This window comes from Halobacillus sp. ABD4_316, assembly GCF_056161385.1.
Window position 1 is genome coordinate 394,761 of record NZ_JBSWZA010000002.1, and the last position, 22,808, is coordinate 417,568.

The 22,808-nt window shown below is 47.9% G+C and carries 19 protein-coding genes; 16 read left to right on the top strand and 3 right to left on the bottom strand.

Features of this window, described 5'->3' with window-relative positions; all coding sequences use genetic code 11:
• Nucleotides 1-155: 155 nt before the first annotated feature.
• Both rarD and ACXAJH_RS09050 read right to left on the bottom strand, forming a co-directional pair.
• Nucleotides 156-1,061 carry an EamA family transporter RarD gene (rarD, locus tag ACXAJH_RS09045; protein ID WP_474969843.1) on the bottom strand — a complete coding sequence of 302 codons (906 nt, stop codon included), beginning with the start codon at nucleotides 1,059-1,061 and terminating at the stop codon, nucleotides 156-158.
• A gap of 300 nt (nucleotides 1,062-1,361) precedes the next feature.
• Nucleotides 1,362-2,948, bottom strand: a complete 1,587-nt coding sequence (locus tag ACXAJH_RS09050) for an FAD-dependent oxidoreductase (RefSeq protein ID WP_474969842.1) — start codon at nucleotides 2,946-2,948, stop codon at nucleotides 1,362-1,364.
• A gap of 201 nt (nucleotides 2,949-3,149) precedes the next feature.
• On the opposite strand from ACXAJH_RS09050, the gene ACXAJH_RS09055 reads away from it, so the two are divergent.
• The 7 genes from ACXAJH_RS09055 to cls all read left to right on the top strand — a co-directional run bounded on the left by ACXAJH_RS09055 (nucleotide 3,150) and on the right by cls (nucleotide 9,479).
• Complete coding sequence (locus ACXAJH_RS09055; protein ID WP_474993702.1) at nucleotides 3,150-3,359, top strand: hypothetical protein; 210 nt, start codon at nucleotides 3,150-3,152, stop codon at nucleotides 3,357-3,359.
• Nucleotides 3,360-3,452: 93 nt separating this feature from the next.
• Nucleotides 3,453-3,698, top strand: coding sequence for a hypothetical protein (locus tag ACXAJH_RS09060; RefSeq protein WP_474970817.1), 246 nt, complete (start codon nucleotides 3,453-3,455; stop codon nucleotides 3,696-3,698).
• Nucleotides 3,699-3,772: 74 nt separating this feature from the next.
• Nucleotides 3,773-4,951 (top strand): methionine gamma-lyase, encoded by a 1,179-nt coding sequence (gene megL, locus ACXAJH_RS09065; protein WP_474969839.1) that lies wholly within the window; start codon nucleotides 3,773-3,775, stop codon nucleotides 4,949-4,951.
• Nucleotides 4,952-5,097: 146 nt separating this feature from the next.
• A complete protein-coding gene (locus ACXAJH_RS09070; RefSeq protein WP_281658899.1) occupies nucleotides 5,098-5,592 on the top strand; it encodes a PTS sugar transporter subunit IIA in 495 nt (164 codons plus the stop codon).
• A gap of 202 nt (nucleotides 5,593-5,794) precedes the next feature.
• The gene (locus tag ACXAJH_RS09075; RefSeq protein WP_474970818.1) at nucleotides 5,795-7,264 is read left to right on the top strand and encodes a glycoside hydrolase family 32 protein; all 1,470 of its coding nucleotides are present in this window, start codon (nucleotides 5,795-5,797) and stop codon (nucleotides 7,262-7,264) included.
• A 77-nt stretch (nucleotides 7,265-7,341) separates the two neighbouring features.
• On the top strand, nucleotides 7,342-7,890 hold the full coding sequence (locus ACXAJH_RS09080; protein ID WP_474969836.1) for a 3H domain-containing protein: 549 nt from the start codon (nucleotides 7,342-7,344) through the stop codon (nucleotides 7,888-7,890).
• Nucleotides 7,891-8,036: 146 nt separating this feature from the next.
• On the top strand, nucleotides 8,037-9,479 hold the full coding sequence (gene cls / locus ACXAJH_RS09085) for a cardiolipin synthase (protein ID WP_474970450.1): 1,443 nt from the start codon (nucleotides 8,037-8,039) through the stop codon (nucleotides 9,477-9,479).
• Nucleotides 9,480-10,195: 716 nt separating this feature from the next.
• On the opposite strand, the gene ACXAJH_RS09090 is transcribed toward cls, so the two are convergent.
• Complete coding sequence (locus tag ACXAJH_RS09090; protein WP_474970819.1) at nucleotides 10,196-11,344, bottom strand: S1C family serine protease; 1,149 nt, start codon at nucleotides 11,342-11,344, stop codon at nucleotides 10,196-10,198.
• A 181-nt stretch (nucleotides 11,345-11,525) separates the two neighbouring features.
• Here ACXAJH_RS09090 and ACXAJH_RS09095 point away from each other — a divergent pair, with 181 nt between their 5' ends.
• The 9 genes from ACXAJH_RS09095 (at nucleotide 11,526) to ACXAJH_RS09135 (ending at nucleotide 22,797) form a co-directional block, all read left to right on the top strand.
• A complete protein-coding gene (locus ACXAJH_RS09095; RefSeq protein ID WP_474969834.1) occupies nucleotides 11,526-12,212 on the top strand; it encodes a response regulator transcription factor in 687 nt (228 codons plus the stop codon).
• On the top strand, nucleotides 12,209-13,549 hold the full coding sequence (locus tag ACXAJH_RS09100; RefSeq protein WP_474993704.1) for a sensor histidine kinase: 1,341 nt from the start codon (nucleotides 12,209-12,211) through the stop codon (nucleotides 13,547-13,549). The genes ACXAJH_RS09095 and ACXAJH_RS09100 overlap by 4 nt, the downstream gene beginning before the upstream one ends.
• Before the next feature lie 53 nt (nucleotides 13,550-13,602).
• Nucleotides 13,603-14,124 carry an acyl-CoA thioesterase gene (locus tag ACXAJH_RS09105; protein WP_027953351.1) on the top strand — a complete coding sequence of 174 codons (522 nt, stop codon included), beginning with the start codon at nucleotides 13,603-13,605 and terminating at the stop codon, nucleotides 14,122-14,124.
• Nucleotides 14,125-14,421: 297 nt separating this feature from the next.
• Complete coding sequence (locus ACXAJH_RS09110; protein WP_474994123.1) at nucleotides 14,422-15,807, top strand: alanine/glycine:cation symporter family protein; 1,386 nt, start codon at nucleotides 14,422-14,424, stop codon at nucleotides 15,805-15,807.
• A gap of 133 nt (nucleotides 15,808-15,940) precedes the next feature.
• Entirely contained in the window at nucleotides 15,941-17,830 is a 1,890-nt protein-coding gene (locus ACXAJH_RS09115; RefSeq protein ID WP_474993705.1) for an ABC-F family ATP-binding cassette domain-containing protein, read from the top strand.
• A 170-nt stretch (nucleotides 17,831-18,000) separates the two neighbouring features.
• Nucleotides 18,001-19,248 (top strand): aminopeptidase, encoded by a 1,248-nt coding sequence (locus tag ACXAJH_RS09120; protein ID WP_474969831.1) that lies wholly within the window; start codon nucleotides 18,001-18,003, stop codon nucleotides 19,246-19,248.
• Between the two features lie 188 nt (nucleotides 19,249-19,436).
• Nucleotides 19,437-20,924, top strand: a complete 1,488-nt coding sequence (locus tag ACXAJH_RS09125; protein WP_474993706.1) for a phytoene desaturase family protein — start codon at nucleotides 19,437-19,439, stop codon at nucleotides 20,922-20,924.
• Nucleotides 20,925-20,972: 48 nt separating this feature from the next.
• Nucleotides 20,973-21,140 (top strand): hypothetical protein, encoded by a 168-nt coding sequence (locus ACXAJH_RS09130; RefSeq protein WP_474969829.1) that lies wholly within the window; start codon nucleotides 20,973-20,975, stop codon nucleotides 21,138-21,140.
• Between the two features lie 130 nt (nucleotides 21,141-21,270).
• Complete coding sequence (locus ACXAJH_RS09135) at nucleotides 21,271-22,797, top strand: BCCT family transporter (RefSeq protein ID WP_474969828.1); 1,527 nt, start codon at nucleotides 21,271-21,273, stop codon at nucleotides 22,795-22,797.
• The last annotated feature ends 11 nt before the right edge of the window (nucleotides 22,798-22,808 follow it).

Sequence of the window (22,808 nt, forward strand, 5' to 3'; positions counted from 1 at the left end):
AAGAAAACCATTGGACCAAGTGGGTCTTCGGCTCGCGGGCTCGTCCGCGGAAAGGGAAGGGGCTTCCGCTCCGGGCGGCAGGAAAGAAAAAAGCTTGTAAAGAAACAGAAGCTCCTCTACAAGGTGAAAGGTGTTCTCTCTAAGAGAACACCTTTTTATGTGACTTTCGGTTCGTATTTCTTCATGCGCTTCATGCGGGCCATCGTATAGACGGCAAGTCCTGCCCAGATGAATGTAAAGGCGACGCCATGCACCGATGTGAATGGTTCGTCGTAGAGGAATACACCGATGAACAGCATAATCGTTGGCGCGAAATACTGTAAAAAACCCACCATGGAAAGCGGAATCCGTTTGGCCCCCGCTGAGAATAAAAGTAACGGTACAGCGGTCACGACTCCGGCGCCGAAGACAAGGAGTGCTGTGAGCAATCCCCATTCTACGGATGCCCCCTGCCCGCTTAGCTGCTGGAGCAGGAAGAAAAGCGCAGCTGGTGTAACGATGAACGTTTCAATGGTCAACCCAAACATGGCGTTCAACGGCACCAGTTTTTTAAGCAGGCCGTATGTTCCGAAGCTGAAGGCCAAGAGCAGGGCAAGCCAGGGGACGGAGCCGAACTTTAGTGTCATATAAAGGACGCCTGTTCCAGCGAGAGCGAAAGCGAGCCACTGGGCTTTCGAGAAGCGTTCCTGAAGGAAAATCATGCCGAGCAGAATGCTGACCAGCGGATTAATGTAATAGCCGAGGCTGGCTTCAACCACGTGGTTGGTATTGACAGCAAGTATGTAGGTCACCCAGTTGATACTGATGGTCACAGATGCCAGTGTCATTCCGATCATCTGCCGCTTATTCTTTAAAATCCGTCGGCATTCTTTGAAAAACGCCTGCTGTTTTTGAAGAACCAAAATGATCAGCGTCATAAAAACAAACGACCAGACGATGCGGTGGGCAAGAATCTCAAAGGCGGAAATTTCCTGAATCCATTTCCAGTAAATCGGAAGAATGCCCCATAGAATATAAGCTCCGGATGTATAGATGATTCCTAGTTTTTGATCATTTTCCATCTCTGTCCTCCTTTCCATAAAAAACTGTTCGATGTACGTCCGAATCATTATAGCACCATTTGCAGAACAGAATGGAAAGAAAAGGCCTGAAGTGCCTCCTTTTCCCTTGAAATCGAAAAGGGTGCGCTTCAGGGCCACCTATGAAGAGGAACGGTTCTGAGATGATCAAAAAGTACAGGCCGGCCAATGGCCTCTCCGGAAGATACGGGCGGCTGACCAATGGCGGTGATCTGGAAGCATGAGAAAAGCTTGTAGATAAACACATGGTTTCTCTACAAGCGGTAAAACGTTTGTTATTGATTACGGCGTGTCCTGCGGCCGGTCTGCATCACCAAGGTTTTGAAACGGGAGTTCCGCATGGTTGTCGATTGCTATTCTCAGAAGCGGCTGATCGGCTGGTCCTTCCATGACAGAACCATCATAGGAAAAGCGGGACCCATGACACGGGCAGTCCCAGGAATGTTCCGCACTGTTCCATTCGACTTCACATCCAAGGTGGGTACAGGTGGTATCCAGGACGTGAAGCTGTCCCTCCTCATCCCTGAATGCACCTGCCCTCTGTCCTTTCCACTGGACAACCATTCCTTCCCCTTTCTTTAAACGGTTCGGTTTATCTTCCACCAGTTCGACTTTTCCTTCCACCAGGTGGGCGGCTACATCGAAGTTCTGGGAAATGAACTGCTTCATACTTGGATCTGACTTGAAACGGGATGGTTTGAAAAGCTCGTGGAACAAGGAGGTTTCCCCGCATACATAATCGGTAATCAGCTGGGCAGCGAGTGTTCCATTGGTCATGCCCCATTTTCGAAAACCGGTCGCAATAAAAATCCGGTCGTTTTTCCGGGTGATCGGTCCGATATAAGGAACCTTATCGAGCGTCGTCAAATCCTGGGCAGACCATTGGAAGAGCTTCTTCCTGATGCCGAACGTCACGGCAGCAAACTCCTCCAGCGCCCGGTAGTGGAAGCTTGTATCGATCCCCTGACCGGTCTTATGACTTTCTCCACCGATGATCAGAACATTCTTTCCGTTGTACTCAGCCGTGCGGATCGAACGTTTCGGTTCGTCGATGGACAGGTACATGCCCGCAGGAACTTCACGCTCAGGTTCGACAGCGATCACGTAGGATCTTTCCGCATACATGCGGGAAAAGTACAGGCCTTTTCCATCATAAAAAGGGAAATGGCTGCAGGAGACCATTTTCTCGCAGGCCACGACGGACCCGCCGCCGGTTTTAATTTCAAGGCGGTCTTTTTCAGTAACGTCAACCGCTTTCGTCTGTTCGTAAATTTCTCCTCCAAGTCTCACAAATTCCTCAGCGATGGCTTTCAGATATTTCACAGGGTGGAACCGGGCCTGGTTTCTCATGCGGAGTGTCTTTTCAGCATCCATGCTGAAAGGGAGCGTATGACCTGTACCACCGGGAATGTCCAGCGTCTGATAGGCTTCGTACTCCTTGTCCAGTTTCAATGCTCCTTTAGAGGTGGTTGCGAATAAAAAAGCGTCTTCTTCCGCCCAGTCGCAAGCGATATTGTACTTATCGACCCATTCTTTCATCGTTTGGAGAGCCTTTGTCTGTGCCTGGTAATAAAGGGAGGCGGACTCCTCACCAAAGTGTTTAATCAACTCGTGATAGATTAATCCGTGCTGGGCCGTTACTTTGGCTGTTGTATGTCCGGAGGTGCCGTTGATCAATCGGTCCGCTTCCAGAAGAATGACTTTTCTCCCGGTTTTAGCGAGCAGATAAGCCGTCGTTATTCCGGTCATACCACCGCCGATGACAGCGACTTCCGCAGATGTATCTTCTTTTAACGGTTCATAGGAAGACAAGGATGTATCTTCTCTCCATAGTGGTTCAGGTTGTGTCCACTGTTCATAATGTGTCATAGAAACCCTCCTGAGAGATGCTTTTCTTACAGTGTTTCCTTTCCTTACCAAATCATGTATCTGGAAAAAGTATAAGTTTTCGACAATCGCATGACATAATGAGGCTGCAGGCTTCTACCTGATCCCTGTATGGAAACTTTTGTAGTATAACCAGTGGGTATATGGAATCAGATGGAAGTGATAAACAGGATGGAAGTATGTGTGGCACGGCAGCCGATTTTGACGGTGGATGATGATGAGTACGCCTATGAGCTTCTATACCGGAGTAGGGAGGAGAACCAGTTTGTGCCCATGGATGAGAACAAGGCAGCATCGGACGTGCTGATGAACAGTTTCGTTACAATCGGACTGGATCGATTGTCCAATGATAAGCCCTGCTTTATTAATTTCATGGAGGACCTGTTGTTTTAAAAAATACCGGAATACTTCGACCCTGAAGAATTGGTCGTTGAGATCCTTGATGAAGTGTCATTCAGTTTCGAGATGATCCAGGTGTGCCGTGAGTTGAAATCAAAAGGGTACACCATTGCTCTTGACGACGTTATCGATCCGGAAAGGGCCTTTATTTTCGAACTGCTTCATTACGTGGATAACCGTATGGTTACAGAAGAGAACCGCTGCCACTTGCAGAAGGGATTAAAGAAGTTGATTTTGAGTGGCTGGAGCGGCTCTTTCATGAACATTTCAATGAACTTAAGGACGGAGACGATGTGGAAGAACAAGAGTCTCTGTGATGAATATAGTAGGTAAGGGGGGAGCCTTTTCCCTTCTTTTTTGATAAACTATTAATGTAAACGCTTACAGAAAAGGGAAGGGGAAGGGTTATGAAAAAGACACATATGGAAACAAAGATGATTCACAATGAGCAGGCTGGACATAATGAAACAGGGAGCCTGACCACCCCGATCTATCAAACTTCTACATTTTCATTTGCTTCTGCTCAGGAAGGGGCGCGCAGGTTTGCCGGTGAGGAGGAGGGCTATATTTATTCCAGGCTCGGCAACCCAACCGTCGCCCAGTTTGAAGAACGAATGGCTGCTTTGGAAGGTGGCGGGAAGGGACTTGCCTTTGCATCCGGTATGGCGGCTGTATCGGCCGTCCTTATTGCGCTTACAAAAGCCGGTGACCATATTGTCTGTTCCAATGGTCTGTATGGGTGTACGTACGGGCTGCTCAAGATGATGGAAGAGAAGTATGGGATTACTCATGACTTCTGTTCTATGGAGACAGAGGAGGATCTGAAGCAGACGATAACGGACCGGACGGCCTGTATTTTCGTGGAAACGCCGATTAATCCAACGATGAAAGTCATAGATTTGGAGATGGTGTCACGGACAGCCTCTTTGTCCCGCATCCCGGTTGTCGTTGATAATACGTTCTGCACGCCTTATCTTCAAAGACCGCTCGAACTTGGATGCGACGTTGTTGTTCATAGTGCAACGAAATATATAGGAGGACACGGGGATGTCGTAGCCGGTGTCGTCGTAGGGAGCCGGTCGTTTATGGAGAAGCTTGCTTCTTCCCAGCAGAAGGACATCGGCGGTATCTTATCTCCATTTGATGCGTGGCTGTTGATCAGAGGAATGAAAACGATGCACCTCCGCATGGATCGCCATAGTGCGAATGCGTCTGAAATAGCGGCTCGTCTGATTCGTCATCCGAGAGTGAAGCACGTGCATTATCCGGGCTTTGAGGATGACAGGCAGTCCGCGATTGTACAGAATCAAATGAAGGCCGGAGGGGGAGTCATCGCATTTGAATTGAACGGAGGACGGGAAGAAGCGGAACAATTCATCAACCGGTTGAACCTCATTAAGATTGCGGTCAGCCTTGGAGATGCCGAAACATTGATCCAGCATCCCGCTTCCATGACTCATGCGGTCGTTCCTGAAGAGCAGCGGAACGCTATGGGCATTCACGAATCGCTTATCCGTATATCCGTCGGACTCGAAGCCGTCGACGATATTTGGTATGATTTATATCAGTCCCTCTCGGAAGATTGATGAACGCGTCAAAGCCGTGACACCTGTCCGGCTTTTTTGTTTTGTTCGGCGTTTATCCTTTCCGGTGCAGGGAAAAGTAAAAGTAGCTTCATGAACAACCGTGAAACTAGCTTTAACATTTATAAAAACATAAAGGACGGTGCCGTATGTTTAAAAAATTATTCGGTAAAAAAAATGAAGAAGAGCAGCTGACTGCTCCTGTCAGCGGGAAAGTTGTCGCTCTTGATGAAGTGGACGACCCTGTATTCAGCCAGCGTATGATGGGGGATGGTGTTGCCATTGAACCTGCAGATGGAAAAGTGGTCAGTCCTGTATCCGGAGAAATCGTTCAACTGTTCCCAACCAACCATGCCGTAGGGATCAAAACGAAGTCCGGTGTTGAAGTCCTTGTCCACATCGGTCTTGAAACCGTATCAATGGAAGGAGAAGGTTTCGAAGGTCACGTGAAAGCTGGAGATCAGGTGAAAGCTGGAGACCATTTGATCACATTTGATATGGATCTGGTTAAAGAAAAAGCGAAAAGCACCATTACTCCTGTCATCATTACCAACTATGACGATATCATCGACTCTTTTGAACCATCGTACAGTGATCATGCAGAAGCTGGTCAGTCTACAGTGGCTGTCTTAACGACGAAGTAATAGGAAAAGCCTAAAATACCCTGGTGTTTTAGGCTTTTTTCTTTTTTATGCAGAAGATTTGAAGAAACAAAGCAATCTGCGTGGAGCAGCATGGCTGTCGGCTCGTATTCATCTGCTGGGATATGAATGGAAAATAGATAGAAAACGCTATATAATAGGTGGAAAGAATCAGGTGATAGGACGTATTTATACATAGAGGGGGATGACATTGACGGAGCGGGACGAGGAACTGAGAGAACTTGTAGAAGCAGAAGTACGTAAAAACAAAGAGAGTGTGGAAGGGGATCCTTACCGCCTCACGTACCACCATATGCCTGCAGCAGGATTGATGAATGATCCGAATGGATGGATCCAGTGGAACGGCACCTACCACTTGTTTTATCAGTGGATGCCTTTCCATACAGGCCACGGCGCCAAATTCTGGGGACATCGGACATCCAGGGATCTTATCCACTGGACGGAGCAAAAGCCTGCGCTTACGCCGTCCGAATGGTTTGATAAGGACGGGGCATTCTCTGGGAGTGCTGTTGTATCGGATGATCAGCTGCATCTTTTCTATACAGGAAATATAGATGGTGATGGAGACCCTGAAGAGGAGTATCAGTGCCTGGCTGTTTCGAGTGACGGGGTGACCTTCACGAAAAAAGGTGTCGTCGTGGAGCGTCCCGAAGGGTATACCAGTCATTTCCGGGATCCTAAAGTATGGCATCATGAAGGAAAGTGGTACATGGTTGTCGGGGCACAGACGGAAGCCAAGCAGGGGCAGGTGTTGTTATATCAATCACAGGACCTGGAAAACTGGGAGTTTATCGGACCTGCCGCAGGGAGTTTCCAAGGGCCGCTGCAAGCGTTCGGTTATATGTGGGAATGCCCGGATTTCTTTCATTTGAACGGCCGGGATGTATTGATTGTTTCTCCACAGGGGCTTGACCCGGATGGGATGGATTATGCCAACACTTATCAGAGTGGATTTTTCACCGGCAGTTTGGATTATGAGGCTGGGACCTTCGATCATGGCGCCTTCAAGGAACTGGACCGAGGATTTGAATTTTATGCGCCGCAGACGATGGAGGATGAGCATGGAAGACGCCTCCTTGTCGGATGGATGGGAGTGCCTGATCAATGGGAGGAGGCTCACCCAACGGTCGATAACCATTGGATCCATGCCCTGACCCTTCCGCGGGAATTGACATGGAGGGATGGACAGTTGATTCAGTCCCCGGTGGAGGAACTGCAGGAAATGAGAGGGCCGGTCCTTCTGCATTCGTCCATCACAATTGAAAATGATCAGAAAGCTGTGAGAGGAGTAGAAGGGCGGTCCATAGAGCTTAACCTTGAATTTGAAAAGCTCGGGGATCAGTTTGCGCTGGAATTCTACCAATATGCCTCCCTCAGCTATAGAAAAGGCATTCTTACTTTATCGCGTCCGCGTCTGGATGAGCATTCCAAAACGGAATTCCGGAGAGTCCGTCTTGAACGGCCATTGGAAAGCTTACGTATCTTTGCGGATACATCCAGCCTGGAAATTTTCGTGAACGGGGGCGAGGAAGTGTTCACCTCGCGGATCTTCCCTCAGCCGGAAGAAGAGCATATATTGTTTACTTCACTTGGGGAGAGCACCTTCTCCATTGAAAAGTGGAATTTGTCAGGGTGGACACTTGAGCAGGGATGAGGCTCTGTCAAGCTTCCTGAACACTATTTCTGTATGGTAAGATAAGGATACGTATTTTGCACGAAGGGGTCATGTCTATGAGTCAATCTTCTAAAAAAATGAAAGCAAATGAACGGCGGGAGTACATCCTCACCCTGTTGAAGCAGCGGGGGATGCCGATTACGGGAAGTGCTCTAGCTGAAGAAATGAATGTAACGAGGCAGGTGATTGTCGGTGACGTTTCCCTGTTGAAAGCGGGGAACGAACCGATTGTGGCTACCAGTCAGGGCTACATGTATATGTCAGAGGCTAAAGAAGATCTGGCTTATCAGCGGACCATTGTCTGTCGGCACGAAGGAAGCGAGACAGAAAATGAATTGAATATCCTGGTGGATCATGGTGTCCACGTCCGGGACGTCGTCGTCGAACACCCGGTATACGGGGATTTGACCGCACGACTTCAAGTCGCAAACCGCCGCGATGTAAAGAAGTTCATTGAAAAAGTCCGTTCCACCAATGCTCCCTTTTTATTGGAGCTTACGGGCGGCATTCATACGCATACGATTGCTGCAGAGAGCAGGGAAGCGCTGGATGAAGCAGAACAGGCTCTTAAAGAAGCAGGAATTCTTTTGGAACATCAAGGATAGATGGGTACGAGACAGGCATAAGGTGAAGCGCCTGTCTTTTTTTATGGTATTTTTTACATGATTTCATTCCATTCCCAACCTTTGTGAGGTAGAGAATATGATATATTGAGAGAAATGGTGTTCATTAAAAGGCAGGTGTCTACATGATCGATATATTTCCAATTTTATTAAGTATTATTCTTGGCTTAAACGTCCTGCTCGCTTTGGCGATCATCTTCCTCGAACGAAGAGATGCCAGTGCGACGTGGGCGTGGCTGATGGTGCTCTTATTCATTCCTATTGCCGGATTCCTGCTGTACTTGATTTTCGGGAGGCGACTCAACCGGAAAGAAATCTTCACGTGGGATAAAAAGAGCCGTCTCGGTCTTCTTACGGCTGTCCAGGAGCAGTTGACGGCCATTAAGGAAGGACATCTGGAAGTTCAGCATAAAGACATTATTCCTTATGAGGATCTGATATACATGCATCTGAAAAACAACGATGCCCTTCTTTCCCAGAACAATGCTGTGCAGATCTTTACGGATGGGCAGAAGAAATTCCAGGCTCTTCTTGAAGATATTGAACAGGCGGAAAATCATATCCATCTGCTGTATTACATTCTCCGGGATGATAACCTTGGACAGCGGCTCGCAGATGCGTTGATTCGAAAGGCGAAAGCCGGTCTTGAAGTAAAGCTTCTTTATGATGATATGGGATCACGTCTTTTGAAGCGGGGCTACCTGAAGAAGATGAAGCAGGCCGGCATTCAGGTGGAGTCGTTTTTTCCTTCCTTTATTCCGAAGGTCAATTTGAAGATCAACTACCGTAACCATAGGAAACTGGCAATCATTGATGGGAAGATCGGTTATACCGGTGGTTTTAATATTGGGGATGAATACCTTGGCTTTAATAAGCGGTTCGGCTACTGGCGCGATACTCATCTCCGTGTCGAGGGGGATGCGGTGAACAATATGCAGACGCGTTTCATTCTCGATTGGAACCATGCCTCCCGCAGAGACATCGTATATGAAGAGCGTTATTACAAAGCGGAGCCAAAGGGCGACGTCGCGATGCAGATTGTTTCAAGTGGACCGGATTCTGAATGGGAACAGATCAAACATGGTTATCTGAAGATGATTCTGTCTGCAAAAAAACATGTGTATATCCAGACACCGTATTTCATTCCCGATGACAGTCTTCTTGATGCTCTCCGTGTAGCTGTTCTTTCAGGTGTCGATGTTCGGATTATGATTCCGAATAAGCCGGATCACCCTTTTGTTTACTGGGCGACTTATTCCAATATCGGCGACATGCTGAAGGCCGGGGCAACGGTTTATATTTACCAGAAAGGATTCCTTCATGCCAAGACGATTGTCGTGGACGATACTATCGCTTCCGTCGGAACGGCCAATATCGATGTACGCAGCTTCCGGCTCAATTTTGAAGTCAATGCCTTTCTTTATCATCCGGATGCAGCGAAAGAGCTGTCTGACCGTTTTCATGAAGATATCGTAGATTCGACTGAGCTCACTCTGCCGCTTTATCAATCAAGGTCAACGTGGATCCGTTTCAAAGAAGCGATCTCCCGGCTGCTGTCGCCGATCTTATAACGTAAAAACCCCTGCCTGTCATAGGCAGGGGTTTTTGGACTGTAAATATAGGATTTGGAGATCCCCATATGTCTTATGAATGGTCACGTTCCGCTTATCGATGGATGCTTGCCGCGGGCACGGCCTCAGCTGACTTGGTCAAGAAGATTACTTGACCAAGTGGATCTTCAGCTCGTGCTGTTCCCGCAGGCGTCACCACCGAACGTTCCTTGTGAGCTCCATACATGACGAGGTGGGCATCGGGCTTTTAATCAAGATAAGGTTATCTCCCTTCGTATGGAAAAATCATAGACGGGAAAGAGCATGTTCACTATAAGATTTTTGATGGTTTTCTAATGGTGCTTGAAAAACACGATGCTTCTTCTCCTTTATATCTGAAAAAAACCCCTGCACACCGTGTGCAGGGGTTTTTTGAGAGAGGTTGATTTGGTTTTACTTCGATCATAGAAAGGACGGAGCGGCAGGCATCAAACAAACAGGATAGGAGGGGGGGATCTCAGCTGTTTGGTGACACCGGCCGGCCTGTCGTTTCTGTACCTGCCTCTGTTCTGAAAAAGGAGGTTAGTCTTTTTCGGAAGCAGAGGCTCCACTTTACTTTGGCTGGCTGCTGAAACGGCCGTGCCTGCTCATCGGCATAGGGGTTGGGTTCCGATGGACAAGGCCTGACTGTTCCGTGTTTTCTGTTCGTATCCGTATTCTTCATATCTGTTCAATACTTACTGAGAGGTCAGTGTGAGCTGGACGGTGGTTGGGGTCCCGTCCCGATACACTTCAAGCTCTACAGTATCTCCGTTCTGTGCTTGGCTGTAGAGATACTGCCGTAGACGGATGAGCGAGTCTACTTTATTCCCGTCGATGGCGGTGATGACATCGTAGCGTTCCAGTCCTGCTTTTTGAGCAGGGGAACCTTGCTCGACGCCCTGGACAAGGACGCCGTGGGTGATATCAGTTGGTAAACCCAGTTCGCTTTCCAGAACAGGATTTGGAATCTGGCTTACATCCTGCAGGGAAACACCCATATAGGGGCGCTGTACTTCCCCGTTGGTCTCTAAGTCTTCAATGACAGGTTTGGCGGCGTCCATAGGAATCGAAAAGCCAATGCCTTCGACTTCGGCCTGGGCGATCTTCATAGAATTGATACCAATGACTTCACCTTGTAGGTTAATCAGCGCACCACCACTGTTGCCCGGGTTAATGGCTGCATCTGTTTGTATGACTTCGGTCTGCCAGTCGGCCTGGTCGTCACCATTGATGTCCACCGGAATATTCCGGTTCAATCCACTGATGATTCCTTTAGTGGCCGACCCTGCGAATTCCATGCCCAGTGGGTTGCCGATGGCTATGGCTGTCTGGCCGATCTCTACGTCACCGGCATTTCCTAAATCGGCAACTTTCTCGACATGTTCGCTATCTATTTGTAAAACGGCCAGGTCTGTCAATGGGTCGCTGCCTTTTAATTCGGCTTCTGCTTTGGTCCCATCACTAAGGATGACCTCAAGGGCTGAAGCATTCTCAATAACATGATGGTTGGTGACGACAAATGCCTGATCACCTTCTTCTTTGTAAATGACCCCGGAACCTGTGCCGGCCTGTTGTGTTCCCTGAGCTGAACTTTGAATGTTGCTTATACCAACGACTGCCGGAGAAACCTCATTCACTGCTTGAGTGACATCTTCTTCGTTCTGTCCGATATTCACTTCATCAGCCTGTGCTGTCGGCTCTTCGGTGTTGATTTCAATAGAAATTCCTTTCCATTGAAAGACCGTCGTTACGATAAAAACAGCGATAATGGCACCGAGGACGCTGAAGGCCATCCCCGAACGTTTATACTGCTTTCTGCTTACATTCTTATCATCATCCAACATAGAGTAACGGCTGCCCCTTTCGTGAAGATCTGCTGGAATGTCTTTGGTGTTTCCCTCTGACAATTCTTATTATAGGCATGACTTATGGAATGACTTTGGAGAAAATGTGTAAAAAGTGTGTAATGGAAGAGGAAGTTCTGAAAATGTGAGAGAATAAAAGAAAAAACCAGGAGGAAACGTGATGAACCGACTTATTGGATTGGTGGAAGATGATCCAAACATCAGGGATATAGTAGAAGCCTACTTAAAGAAAGAAGGCTATCAAGTGATCAGCGTGGAAACGGCAGAAGAGGCCTGGGGAATATTCGAAGCGTCGTCTCCGGACCTCTGGGTGCTGGATATCATGCTGCCAGGCATGGATGGGTATGAATTCTGCAAGAAAATCCGACTGACTTCAGAAGTTCCGATTATCATCATTTCTGCCAAAGATGACGAAATCGATAAAATTCTCGGCCTTGAGCTCGGTGGTGACGATTATTTGACGAAACCCTTCAGTCCTCGGGAACTGGTCGCGAGGGTGAAACGACACTTGAAGCGGTGGGAAGCCATGAAGCCTCTTTCAGAAGAAAGGCTCGATGTGATCAAGGCCGGCGAGCTTGAACTGAGTGAAGCCGAAAGGCGGGCCTATTTCAAGGGAATGGAAGTGGAAGTCACGACAAAGGAGTTTGAAATGCTCCGCATTCTGGCTTCCCAGGAAAACCGGGCGTTCTCAAGAGAAGAGCTTCTTATTAAAGTATGGGGCGATGATTATTACGGCAGCGACAGAGCCGTCGATGATCTGGTCAAACGACTGCGGAAGAAGATGAAGGAACTGCCGATTGAAACCGTTTGGGGTCATGGCTACAGGTTGAGGGATCAGTCCTCATGAAGCTGCTCTATCAATTGAATGCAGCCTTCACTGCGTTAATCATCATCGTTATGTCCATTACAGCTTTTTTCGTTTATTCCTTATTAATGGATATGCTTATTCAGGATGAACAGCGCCAGTTGAAAGGCAGGGCGGAGCTCTTAATTGATTTGATTAATGACCAGGATGAAGACCGTACCCCGGAGTTATCCCAGTTGATTCAGGACCGCAATTATCCCATTTTATTGTTCGACAGCGACAATGGAGAAATCCTGTTCCGCACGATGCCGGCCGCTATTGCTGCTTCCTGGATGGAGCGGTATGAGGGAGAATTGGAAGGGGAGGAAGTGTGGGAGAGTGAAGGGGAGAAGTATGTGGTCTATGATTTCCCGGTCAATGCTGGAAACAGTCAGATTCTTGTGATGGCGACCCCGCTGAATGATCTCCAGGCGGTCCAGTCCGTATTTGCGATCCGGATGATCATGGTCTTTCTGATCGGCCTCCTTCTCGCCTTGATTGTCAGCTACATTTTAACGTGGAGGCTCGTTACACCGTTGACGAAGCTGAAGCAGGAAGTGAAAAAAATCGAGAAACGACGGTTCGATGATGTTAAACAGGTCCAGGCTTCCGGGGAGATCAAAGAAGTCGAGCAGAGCGTCCGGCACATGGCTGCGGAGCTTGCGCGTTACATCCATTCCCAGAAACAGTTTTTCCAGAATGCCTCCCATGAGCTGAAAACACCTCTCATGTCGATTCAAGGCTATGCAGAAGGAATACGGGACGGTATTTTCCAGGGAGAAGCGGCGGAAAAAGGATTGAACGTCATAGTCAGTGAAACGGAACGGCTGAAAAAGATCGTCAATGAAATGATTCTGCTTGCTAAGCTCGACAGCAGTGAAGATGTCTACCATCCTGAACAGACAAACATCACTGATGTAGTCATACAAGCGAAAGACAGACTCATTCCGCTTGCGAACGATAAGGATATGACCATTGACTTGAAAGGCGGCGATTCGTTTTATTCGTTTGTAGATCGAGAGCGTATACTCCAAGCAGTCATCAACATATTAAGTAATGCTGTCCGTCACGGAACCCATCATGTAACTGTAGAAATCGAAACGCAAGCCGAACAGATGCACGTTAAAATCAAAGATGATGGCACAGGGATTCCAGAGGCACTTCTCCCGCAGATGTTTGAGCGGTTCATCAAAGGGAAAGAAGGGGAAACAGGACTCGGTCTTGCTATCGCCCGGGCTATCATCGAGAGGAGCGGAGGGACCATCAAGGCCTATAACCGCGATGATCAACCAGGAGCCGTTTTTGAAATCCGTTTTCAAAGGAAAGACGAGCTTCTCTAACATGATATAATGTATCTCAGAGAACGATTCCACATGAAGGTGAGGAAAAAGATATGGATGCAAAACCTTGTATAGATTCACTGACCGTTAAAAATTCACATGTACTTCCTCCGGATACGAATACCCACGGAACCCTTTTCGGTGGAAAACTGATGGCTTACATTGATGATGTGGCTGCAATAGCTGCCGTCCGGCACTGCCGCAAACCGGTGGTCACCGCTTCCACTGACTCTGTCGACTTTCTTCAGCCGGTATTTGAAGGTGATACGATCTGCCTTGAAGCCTTTGTGACATGGGCGCATAATACATCCATGGAAGTATTCGTGAAAGCAACGACAGAAAACCTGCTGACAGGAGAACGGAAAGTATGCACTACCGCTTTTCTATCCATGGTGGCTGTTGATGAAAACAATGATCCGACACCAGTACCGCCGGTGTACCCGGAGACAGAGGAAGAACAGTGGCTTCATGATCACGCCCAGAAGCGTCATGAGCACCGGAAAAGCCGTCGGAAGGAATCCAAGGAACTTGCTGAGAAATTCGGCACGAGTCTTCCGTGGCTAAGGAATTCCTAATACTAGACCAGGAGAGGCAGCGCTTCTCCTGGTTTTTTAATACCCGCATATCCATAACTTCGGCGGCTCCTGAAAGATACCGGACTTTCGAAACAGAAACATCCTGCTGCGGGAGGGGATCCTTTCATCGGAAAGGCAGTAGTGGTGAAATCCAATTGTATGATAAAATAAAAAAGTTGAACTTATTCATGTTTTTTTCCTTTATGATAAGGGAATACGTGTGTTAAAACAGGAAAACATTTACATTTTATAGGAGTGATCAGTGTGCAGGAAGTCTTATCCTTTTTGAATGACTGGATGTGGGGGACCATTCTTGTCGCCGCCTTACTGGGTGTGGGCTTATGGTTTTCAATACGTCTGAAATTCGCACAGTTTCGTTACATACCCGAGATGTTCCGTGTCTTGTTCGATAAACGGTCGATCTCGGCAGAAGGAAAGAAAGGAACTTCTCCTTTCCAGGCCTTCGCTATTAGTACGGCATCCCGTGTCGGTACAGGAAACCTGGCAGGTGTCGCTGCGGCTATTACTGTCGGAGGACCTGGTGCGGTCTTCTGGATGTGGATTGTAGCTATCCTCGGAGGAGCTTCAAGCTTTATTGAAAGCACCCTGGCTCAGGTCTATAAGGTTCCGGATAAAAACCAATACCGAGGCGGACCGGCTTATTATATTGAAAAAGGATTAAAAAACCGGACGCTGGGGATTGTCTTTGCCGTTACCATCACTTTTACATACGGTCTTGTATTCAGTTCTGTGCAGTCCAATACGATCAGGCTTGCCTTTGAAAACTCCTTTGATGTTGATAAATGGCTGATTGGGGCCATCCTGACCGTTTTCGTAGCTTTAATTATCTTTGGTGGACTCAAGCGTATCGCCCAGGTGACGCAGTACATCATTCCGATAATGGCGATCTTCTATATCATTCTTGCCACCTACGTCCTGTTCGGCAATATTGCTCAAGTACCGGAAATGATCGGCCAGATTTTCGCAGGGGCGTTCGGCTTCCGTGAAATCGCTGGTGGAACCTTCGGCGGTATGATTCTGATTGGAATTAAGCGCGGCCTGTTTTCCAACGAAGCCGGTATGGGTAGTGCGCCGAACGCAGCGGCTACGTCAGAAGTGACCCACCCGGTCAAGCAGGGACTGATTCAGACCCTTGGTGTGTTCACGGATACGCTGCTTATCTGTAGTGCTACAGCTGTCATCATCTTGTTTGCCGGGGGTTATGAAAACACCTCCCTTGATGGCATCCAGCTGACTCAGGAAGCTTTCGAATCCCAGCTTGGATCATGGGCAGCGGTATTTATCGCTATTGCCATTCTTCTATTTGCCTTTAGTTCGATTGTTGGAAACTATTATTATGGAGAAACAAACATCGAATTTATTAAAACGAGTAAAAGCACCATTTTCATCTATCGTCTTGCGGTACTGGCTATGGTTATGTTCGGTGCTGTCGCTGAATTTGACCTTGTCTGGTCACTGGCGGATCTAACGATGGGAATCATGGCCTTAATCAACCTGTATGCCATTTTCCGGTTGTCATCGGTGGCCTATGCAGCTCTCAATGACTATGTGAAACAGAAAAAAGCTGGGAAAGACCCTGTCTTTTATCAGGATCACCTGCCTGGTGTAGACGGAATGGAATACTGGAGAAGAGACCAGTCCTCTGAGAAGGAAGACGCATAAATTGATACAAAAGCTGTGGACGGGCGATGCCCTGTCGACAGCTTTTTTCTTCCCTTCCCAGACCCTGTCCTCCACAGCAGAAGCGGCCGGTGTGATATGATGGGAGCAGATTCTTATTAAAGGAATGAGCGTAATGAGTGTAGTATCAGTCAATCAACTGAGTAAAAGTTATGGAGATAAAGATTTATTTGATGACCTATCCTTTACGATATCCAGCCAGCAGAGAATCGGCTTGATCGGTGTGAACGGGACCGGAAAATCGACCCTGCTGAAAATTCTGGCCGGTATGGAAACAGGGGATCAGGGCGATATGGATCATGCGAAGGATTTCACAGTGGAGTATCTGCCACAGGACCCTGAATTCAACCAAAGCCAGACGGTTCTGGAACATATTTATGACGGGGAAGCTGAAATTATGGTGCTGATGCGCAGGTACGAGCAGGTCATGCTGGAACTTGCTGAAAATCCGGAGGACACCGGCGTCCAGGAGCGGATGCTCGACCTGCAGCAGAGAATGGATGAAAAAGGGGCCTGGGAAGCGAGCACTGTAGCCAAGACCGTCCTTTCCAAGCTCGGCGTCACGTACTTTGATAAAAAAGTATCGGAGTTGTCGGGCGGTCAGAAAAAGCGGGTGGCCATCGCCAAGGCGCTTATTCAGCCGGCGGATCTTCTGCTGCTTGATGAACCGACCAACCATTTGGATAATGAAACGATCGAGTGGCTGGAGGAGCACCTTTCCTCCTACAAAGGGGCTCTTATGGTTGTGACGCACGACAGGTACTTCTTGAATAGAGTAACGAACCTGATCTATGAACTCGATCAAAGCAGTCTGTATACGTATGAGGGAAACTATGAAACCTTCCTTGAGAAAAAGGCTGAACGCGAAGCGTGGGAACTGCAGGCTGAACAAAAGCATAAAAATACCATGCGTAAGGAACTTGCCTGGCTGAAAGCTGGAGTGAAAGCGAGATCTACAAAGCAGAAAGCGCGTATTCAGCGGGTGGAAGCGATGAAAGAAGAGACCTTCCACACGAAAAAAGAAAATGTTGATATGGCTATCGGCTCATCAAGGCTTGGGAATCAGGTCATCGAACTACAGGGGGTCACCCACAGTTACGGCGGCCATAAACTGCTGGAGGACGTCGATTACTTAGTCGTCCCCGGAGAGCGGCTTGGGATCATCGGTCCCAACGGATCTGGAAAAACAACCCTCCTGAATATTATGGCGGAACGGATTACACCGGACGCAGGAAATGTTCACACAGGCCAAACCGTGAAGATCGGATATTACACACAGGATCACGGAGAGCTCGATGAAAGCTTGAAAGTGATTGAATACATTAAAGAAGTGGCAGAAGTCATTCGGACTGAAGACGGAACAGAGATTACCGCCGAGCAGATGCTCGAACGTTTCCTATTTCCACGACCGCAGCAGTGGACCTACATTAAGAGGCTCTCCGGTGGAGAACGCCGGCGCCTTTATTTGCTGCGCGTCCTGATGAGTGAACCGAACGTTTTGTTTCTTGATGAGCCGACGAACGATTTGGATACAGAAACCCTTGGCGTTTTGGAAGACTATCTGGAGCAGTTCCCCGGTGTCGTCATTACGGTTTCCCACGATCGTTATTTCCTTGACCGCGTCGTAAACCAGCTGCTTGCGTTTGAACAGCGTGGAAAACTGCGTCGTTTCTATGGAAATTATTCCGAGTACCTGGAAGCTGTCAAAGAGGAGCAGACGGTTTTGAAGGAAAATAAACAGCCGTCCGCCCAGGAGGAAACGAGAAGAGGGAACCGTAAGCGGAAACTTTCCTATAAGGAAAAACAGGAATGGGAGACCATTGAAGACGATATTGCCGCTTTGGAAGAGAAGATCGAAGAGTTAAATGACCAGCTGGCTCAAGAGGCTTCCAATTATGACAAGGTCAGGGAGCTTACCGCTCAACAGGAAGAAGCGGAGGCGGAGCTGGAGCAGAAAATGGAACGCTGGGAAGAGCTCTCCCTCATAGTTGAAGGGCTTGAATAATGTTCAGAGAAAAAGGATGGCACCTTGAAAGAACGTGCGCCTTCTTTTCCATATATGCAGGGCAGTGGTCCATCCGACCCTGTCCCGCTTCCTTTCATATGTTTTGTAGTCATCGTTTTTTTGTGGAATAATGAATACGGATACACTGTTTAAATATAGGAGGTAGACAGATGAAAATGCCAAGTATGGATAAACTCGAAAAATATGCAGAATTGGCGCTTCGTACAGGCGTCAATCTTCAAAACGATCAGCTTTTAATGATCAATTCCACCATTGAAGGGGCGGAATTCACTCGTATTGTCGCCCGTAAAGCGTTTGAAATGGGAGCCAAGGATGTACATATTAACTGGGGAGACGATGAGCTGACACGCATGGCTTATGAGCACGCGGATCAAGAAACACTCTCCCACGTACCGGAATGGCAGCAGGAAAAATACACGTATTTTGCAGAGCAGGGAGCAGCCATCCTATCCATCCGTTCCACGGACCCGGATCTTTTGAAAGGGATTGATGCTGGGAAAGTAGCTTCTGCTGCTAAAGCACGCTCAGAGGCGATGTCCACATTCCGTAACTACACGATGAACGACCGGATCCAATGGTCGATCATCAGTATTCCTCTTCCAAAGTGGGCGAAGAAGATTTTCCCAGGGGAAGAGGAAGATACAGCTGTGGAGAAATTGTGGGAGCAGATTTTCAGCATCGTCCGTGTGGATCAGGAAGATCCGGTGGACGCTTGGAAAAAGCATAATGATACGCTTATCACCGCCCGTGAATATTTGAATAAGAAACAGTATCAGAAGCTGATTTATAAAGCGCCGGGCACTGATCTTGAAGTGGCGCTTCCAAAAGGACATGTCTGGAAAGGCGGACCGGCCAAAACGGCAGAAGGTGATATTTCATTTAACCCGAACATGCCGACAGAGGAAGTTTTCACAGCTCCTCACAAATACGGTGTCGATGGGAAAGTGGCGAGCACGAAGCCGTTGAACTACGGTGGGAACGTCATCAATAACTTCTCTCTCACTTTCAAAGAAGGAAAAGTGGTGGACTTTACGGCGGAAGAAGGAAGCGAAACCCTTCAACACCTGCTGGATACGGACGAAGGCTCCCGTCACCTTGGTGAACTCGCTCTCGTGCCTCATGAGTCACCGATTTCTCAATCCGGACTGATTTTCTATAACACCCTTTATGATGAAAACGCATCTTGTCACCTTGCGCTTGGAAAAGCGTATCCGAATAACGTGCAGGGCGGTTCCGACATGAATGAGGAAGAATTAGATCAGAATGGTGTCAACCACAGCCTCACCCACGTGGACTTCATGATGGGATCCGGGGAACTGGATATCGACGGTGTGCTTGAAGACGGTACGACCGAAGCCGTCATGAGAAAAGGCAGCTGGGCGATTACGTTTGAATAATGAATAGGAAGACAGCCGGGGACGTCCCGGCTGTCTTTTTTTGTTTCTTCCTGTTCACAAATACCATCCATAATGTGTAAAAAGATTATCTTAGAATAACTTCTGATTCGGTAGTGATATTGAATCGGCTGCTTTCTTTTTAAACATCGGCCGATTAGGGGAATGAATAAAAAAAGGAGGTGGCCGATTTGATCTATGATGCTGCTGTTGTGGGTGCTGGTTTCGGGGGACTGGCAGCCGCTGCGGATTTAACCTATAGAGGGTATAAGGTCGTCGTATTTGAAGCGTCCAACGAACTGGGCGGAAGCGCGGGTAAATTCGAGAGGAACGGTTATCGTTTTCAATCCGGTGCTACCGTTGGGATGGGGTTTGAGCCCGGAGGTTTACTGGACAGCTTATTTGAACGGCTGGGGATTGAGAAACCGTCAATGAAAAAGCTGGATATTATTATGGATGTCCACCTTCCGGATCGCATCATTCATTATTACCGTGACCGGCATGACTGGTATAAAGAGATGGCCCGGGTTTTTGAAGGACCCGGGAGCACGTTTGAGAATTTCTATGATGAAGTGTTCAAAGTAGGACATCTGGTGGATCAGCTGACAGACAAGCTTCCGGTGTTTCCTCCAAGAACATGGGGAGACTATGCACAGCTTCTGACGCTTGTGAATGAAAATTCTCTCCGGCTGCTTCCCTATATGACACAAACCGTGGAGAACCGGCTTAAAAAACATGGGCTGGATCAGCATCGCATGTTTAGGACGTTTTTAAATGGTGAATTAATGGACAGTGTACAGACGAGTGTAGAAAAATGTCCTGCCTTTTTAGGTTTTGCTGCTCTTCAAACGTTTCATAAAGGTGCTTTTGCCGTCCACGGTGGTCTTGCTGAAGCTGCTGATAAACTGGCTGCCTATATTCGGGAGCATGACGGGTCCATTCTCATGAGGCATCCGGTTCACTCCATAGAAAAAGGAGAGGCAGGGTTTATCCTTCATTCCAAAAGGAATTCCACCTTTCAAGCCCGTCAGGTCATCCTGAACAATTCTGTTCACAACCTTCATGACACGTTAACAGAGGACCTCAGCTCACAGTCCTATATTCGTCCCCGGAAAGAAACAGCAAAGAAAGCCTGGGGGGCGTATATTATTCACGGCGGTGTAGACGCAGACGTATTCCAAAATACGGATGTGCTGTACCATCAGTTTATCGATCCCGATCATCCGGATGACCTCCATAATGGCGGACAGTTCTTATTGTCATTATCGGACCCGGAGGATCCTTTGATGGCCCCCGAAGGGAAGCGTTCGTTCACCCTGTCCACCCATACCGACATTTCTCCCTGGTGGGAGTCCGGCCATTATGAAGCCGAAAAGCGTTGGATGAAGGAGAAACTCATACGGACCGTGGAGCACTATTTTGAAGGGTTCACTGATCAGCTTGACCTTGTCCTGCCGGGTACACCCGTCACTTTTCAAAAATGGCTGCGCCGTAAAGATGGGAAGGTAGGCGGTTATGCACCTGCTGGAAAATACAGCTGGCTGTCCAGTTACTCGATAAGAACCGGCATCCCTGATTTGTATCAGTGCGGGGATACCGTTTTTCCGGGTGCCGGAACACTCGGCGTAACGCTTTCAGGGTTAATGGCAGCAAAACAGGCCGCAAAAGGACTAAAATGAAAAACGTTGGGAATACAAAGAACAGCATACGAAAAAGGAGAGGGTCCTATGGTGGGCGACGGATATGAGATGAACATCTTTGGAGCAAACCCCAACCGTCACGATGAATGCTCACGCTGTGGAAAGCCGCTCGTTTCCGGGGCAGAGGAAGACATCAATCTTTGCAGGGAATGTCAGCGCCGGCAGGAAGACCACAAAGTGGAGGTACGGGATTGAAAGGTCACAATAGTGACCTTTTCATCGGCCGGATAAAAGATTTTTCTTTACACCATAATAGGGGTAATGTTAGAGTCAGTTATTGTGCTTTCCTCCGAGAAAGTAACACCATTATCAAAAGGAGATCAAAATGGATAAACAATCGAAAGGCCGGATAGACTGGCCTGTATTTGCAATCAGTGGAGGTTTATTGACACTCTTCGTGATTATTGCTCTTATCGACATTTCGTTTATAGAAACAGTTGTAAGTGAAAGTTTTGCCTGGTCAGCCACTTATTTTGGTGCGTTCTGGCAGGTATTGATGCTGGCGACCTTCTTCGTCGGTATATGGCTTGGATTTTCTAAATATGGAAAAATAAAAATGGGTAATATGGATAAACCGGAAATCGGTTTGTATAAATGGCTTTCAATTATCATGGCTACACTACTGGCCGGCGGAGGCGTCTTCTGGGCTGCTGCTGAGCCGATGTGGCACTTCCTTACTGCACCGCCGTCTCAGTCCGGAGTAGAAGCGGGTACAGAAGCGGCAATTGATCCTGCTCTTGCTCAGAGCTTCATGCACTGGGGCTTTCTTGCTTGGGCGATTTTAGGTACGATCAGTGCTGTCGTTATGATGTACGGACACTATCAAAAAGGGATGCCTATGAAGCCGAGGACCCTGCTTTATCCAATCTTTGGTGAAAAGCTTCGGAGCAGCTTCTTCGGAACGATGATTGATGCGTTTGCTGTTATTGCCGTGGCAGCAGGAACAATCGGTCCGATCGGATTCCTTGGTCTGCAGGCCAGCTATGGACTGCAGGAAATCTTCGGAATTCCTAATACATTCAGTACGCAGTTTACAATCATCCTGGTTGTCGTTCTTGTCTCTACGATTTCAGCTGTGTCCGGACTTTATAAAGGGATTCAGATGCTGAGTAGTTTCAACGTCCGTCTTGCTCTTGGACTAATGATTTTCATCGTCATCTTTGGTCCCGGCGGCTTTATTATCAACCATTTCCTATCTGGATTTGGTTATTATGTGGATCAGTTCATTCCTATGAGTACGTACCGCGGGGATGAAGGCTGGTTATCTCTATGGACCGTCTTCTTCTGGGGCTGGTTTATCGGGTATGGTCCAATGATGGCCATTCTTGTCAGCCGGATTTCCAGAGGTCGTACGATCCGTGAAATTATCATAGCGGTGTCTGTATTCGCTCCGGTTATTTCAACGTTCTGGTTTACTGTCCTTGGTGGATCTGGAATATTCTTCGAAATGGAGAATCCGGGATCGGTTTCAAACGCTTTGAATGAGGCAGGAAACCCGGCAGCGATGTTTGCGATTACCGGACAGTTCCCACTGGCGGAAATCGTATCACCGCTCTTCTTGATTCTGACGATTCTATTCGTTGTGACAACGTCTGACTCCATGTCCTACACCATTGCTATGGCCGTGACAGGAGAAGGTAACCCGCAGACATGGCTCCGTGTATTCTGGGCTGTGCTTATGGGAGCGATTGCTGTCATTCTTCTGATTACAGGAGACAGCGGAATTACACAGCTGCAGAACTTTATTGTGGTGACTGCCGTTCCTGTGTCACTCCTTCTGCTTCCTATGATCTGGCTGGCGCCGAAAGTGGCGAAGATCATGGCTGTGGAACAACGGATTTCAAAAAAATAAAGATAAAAAAG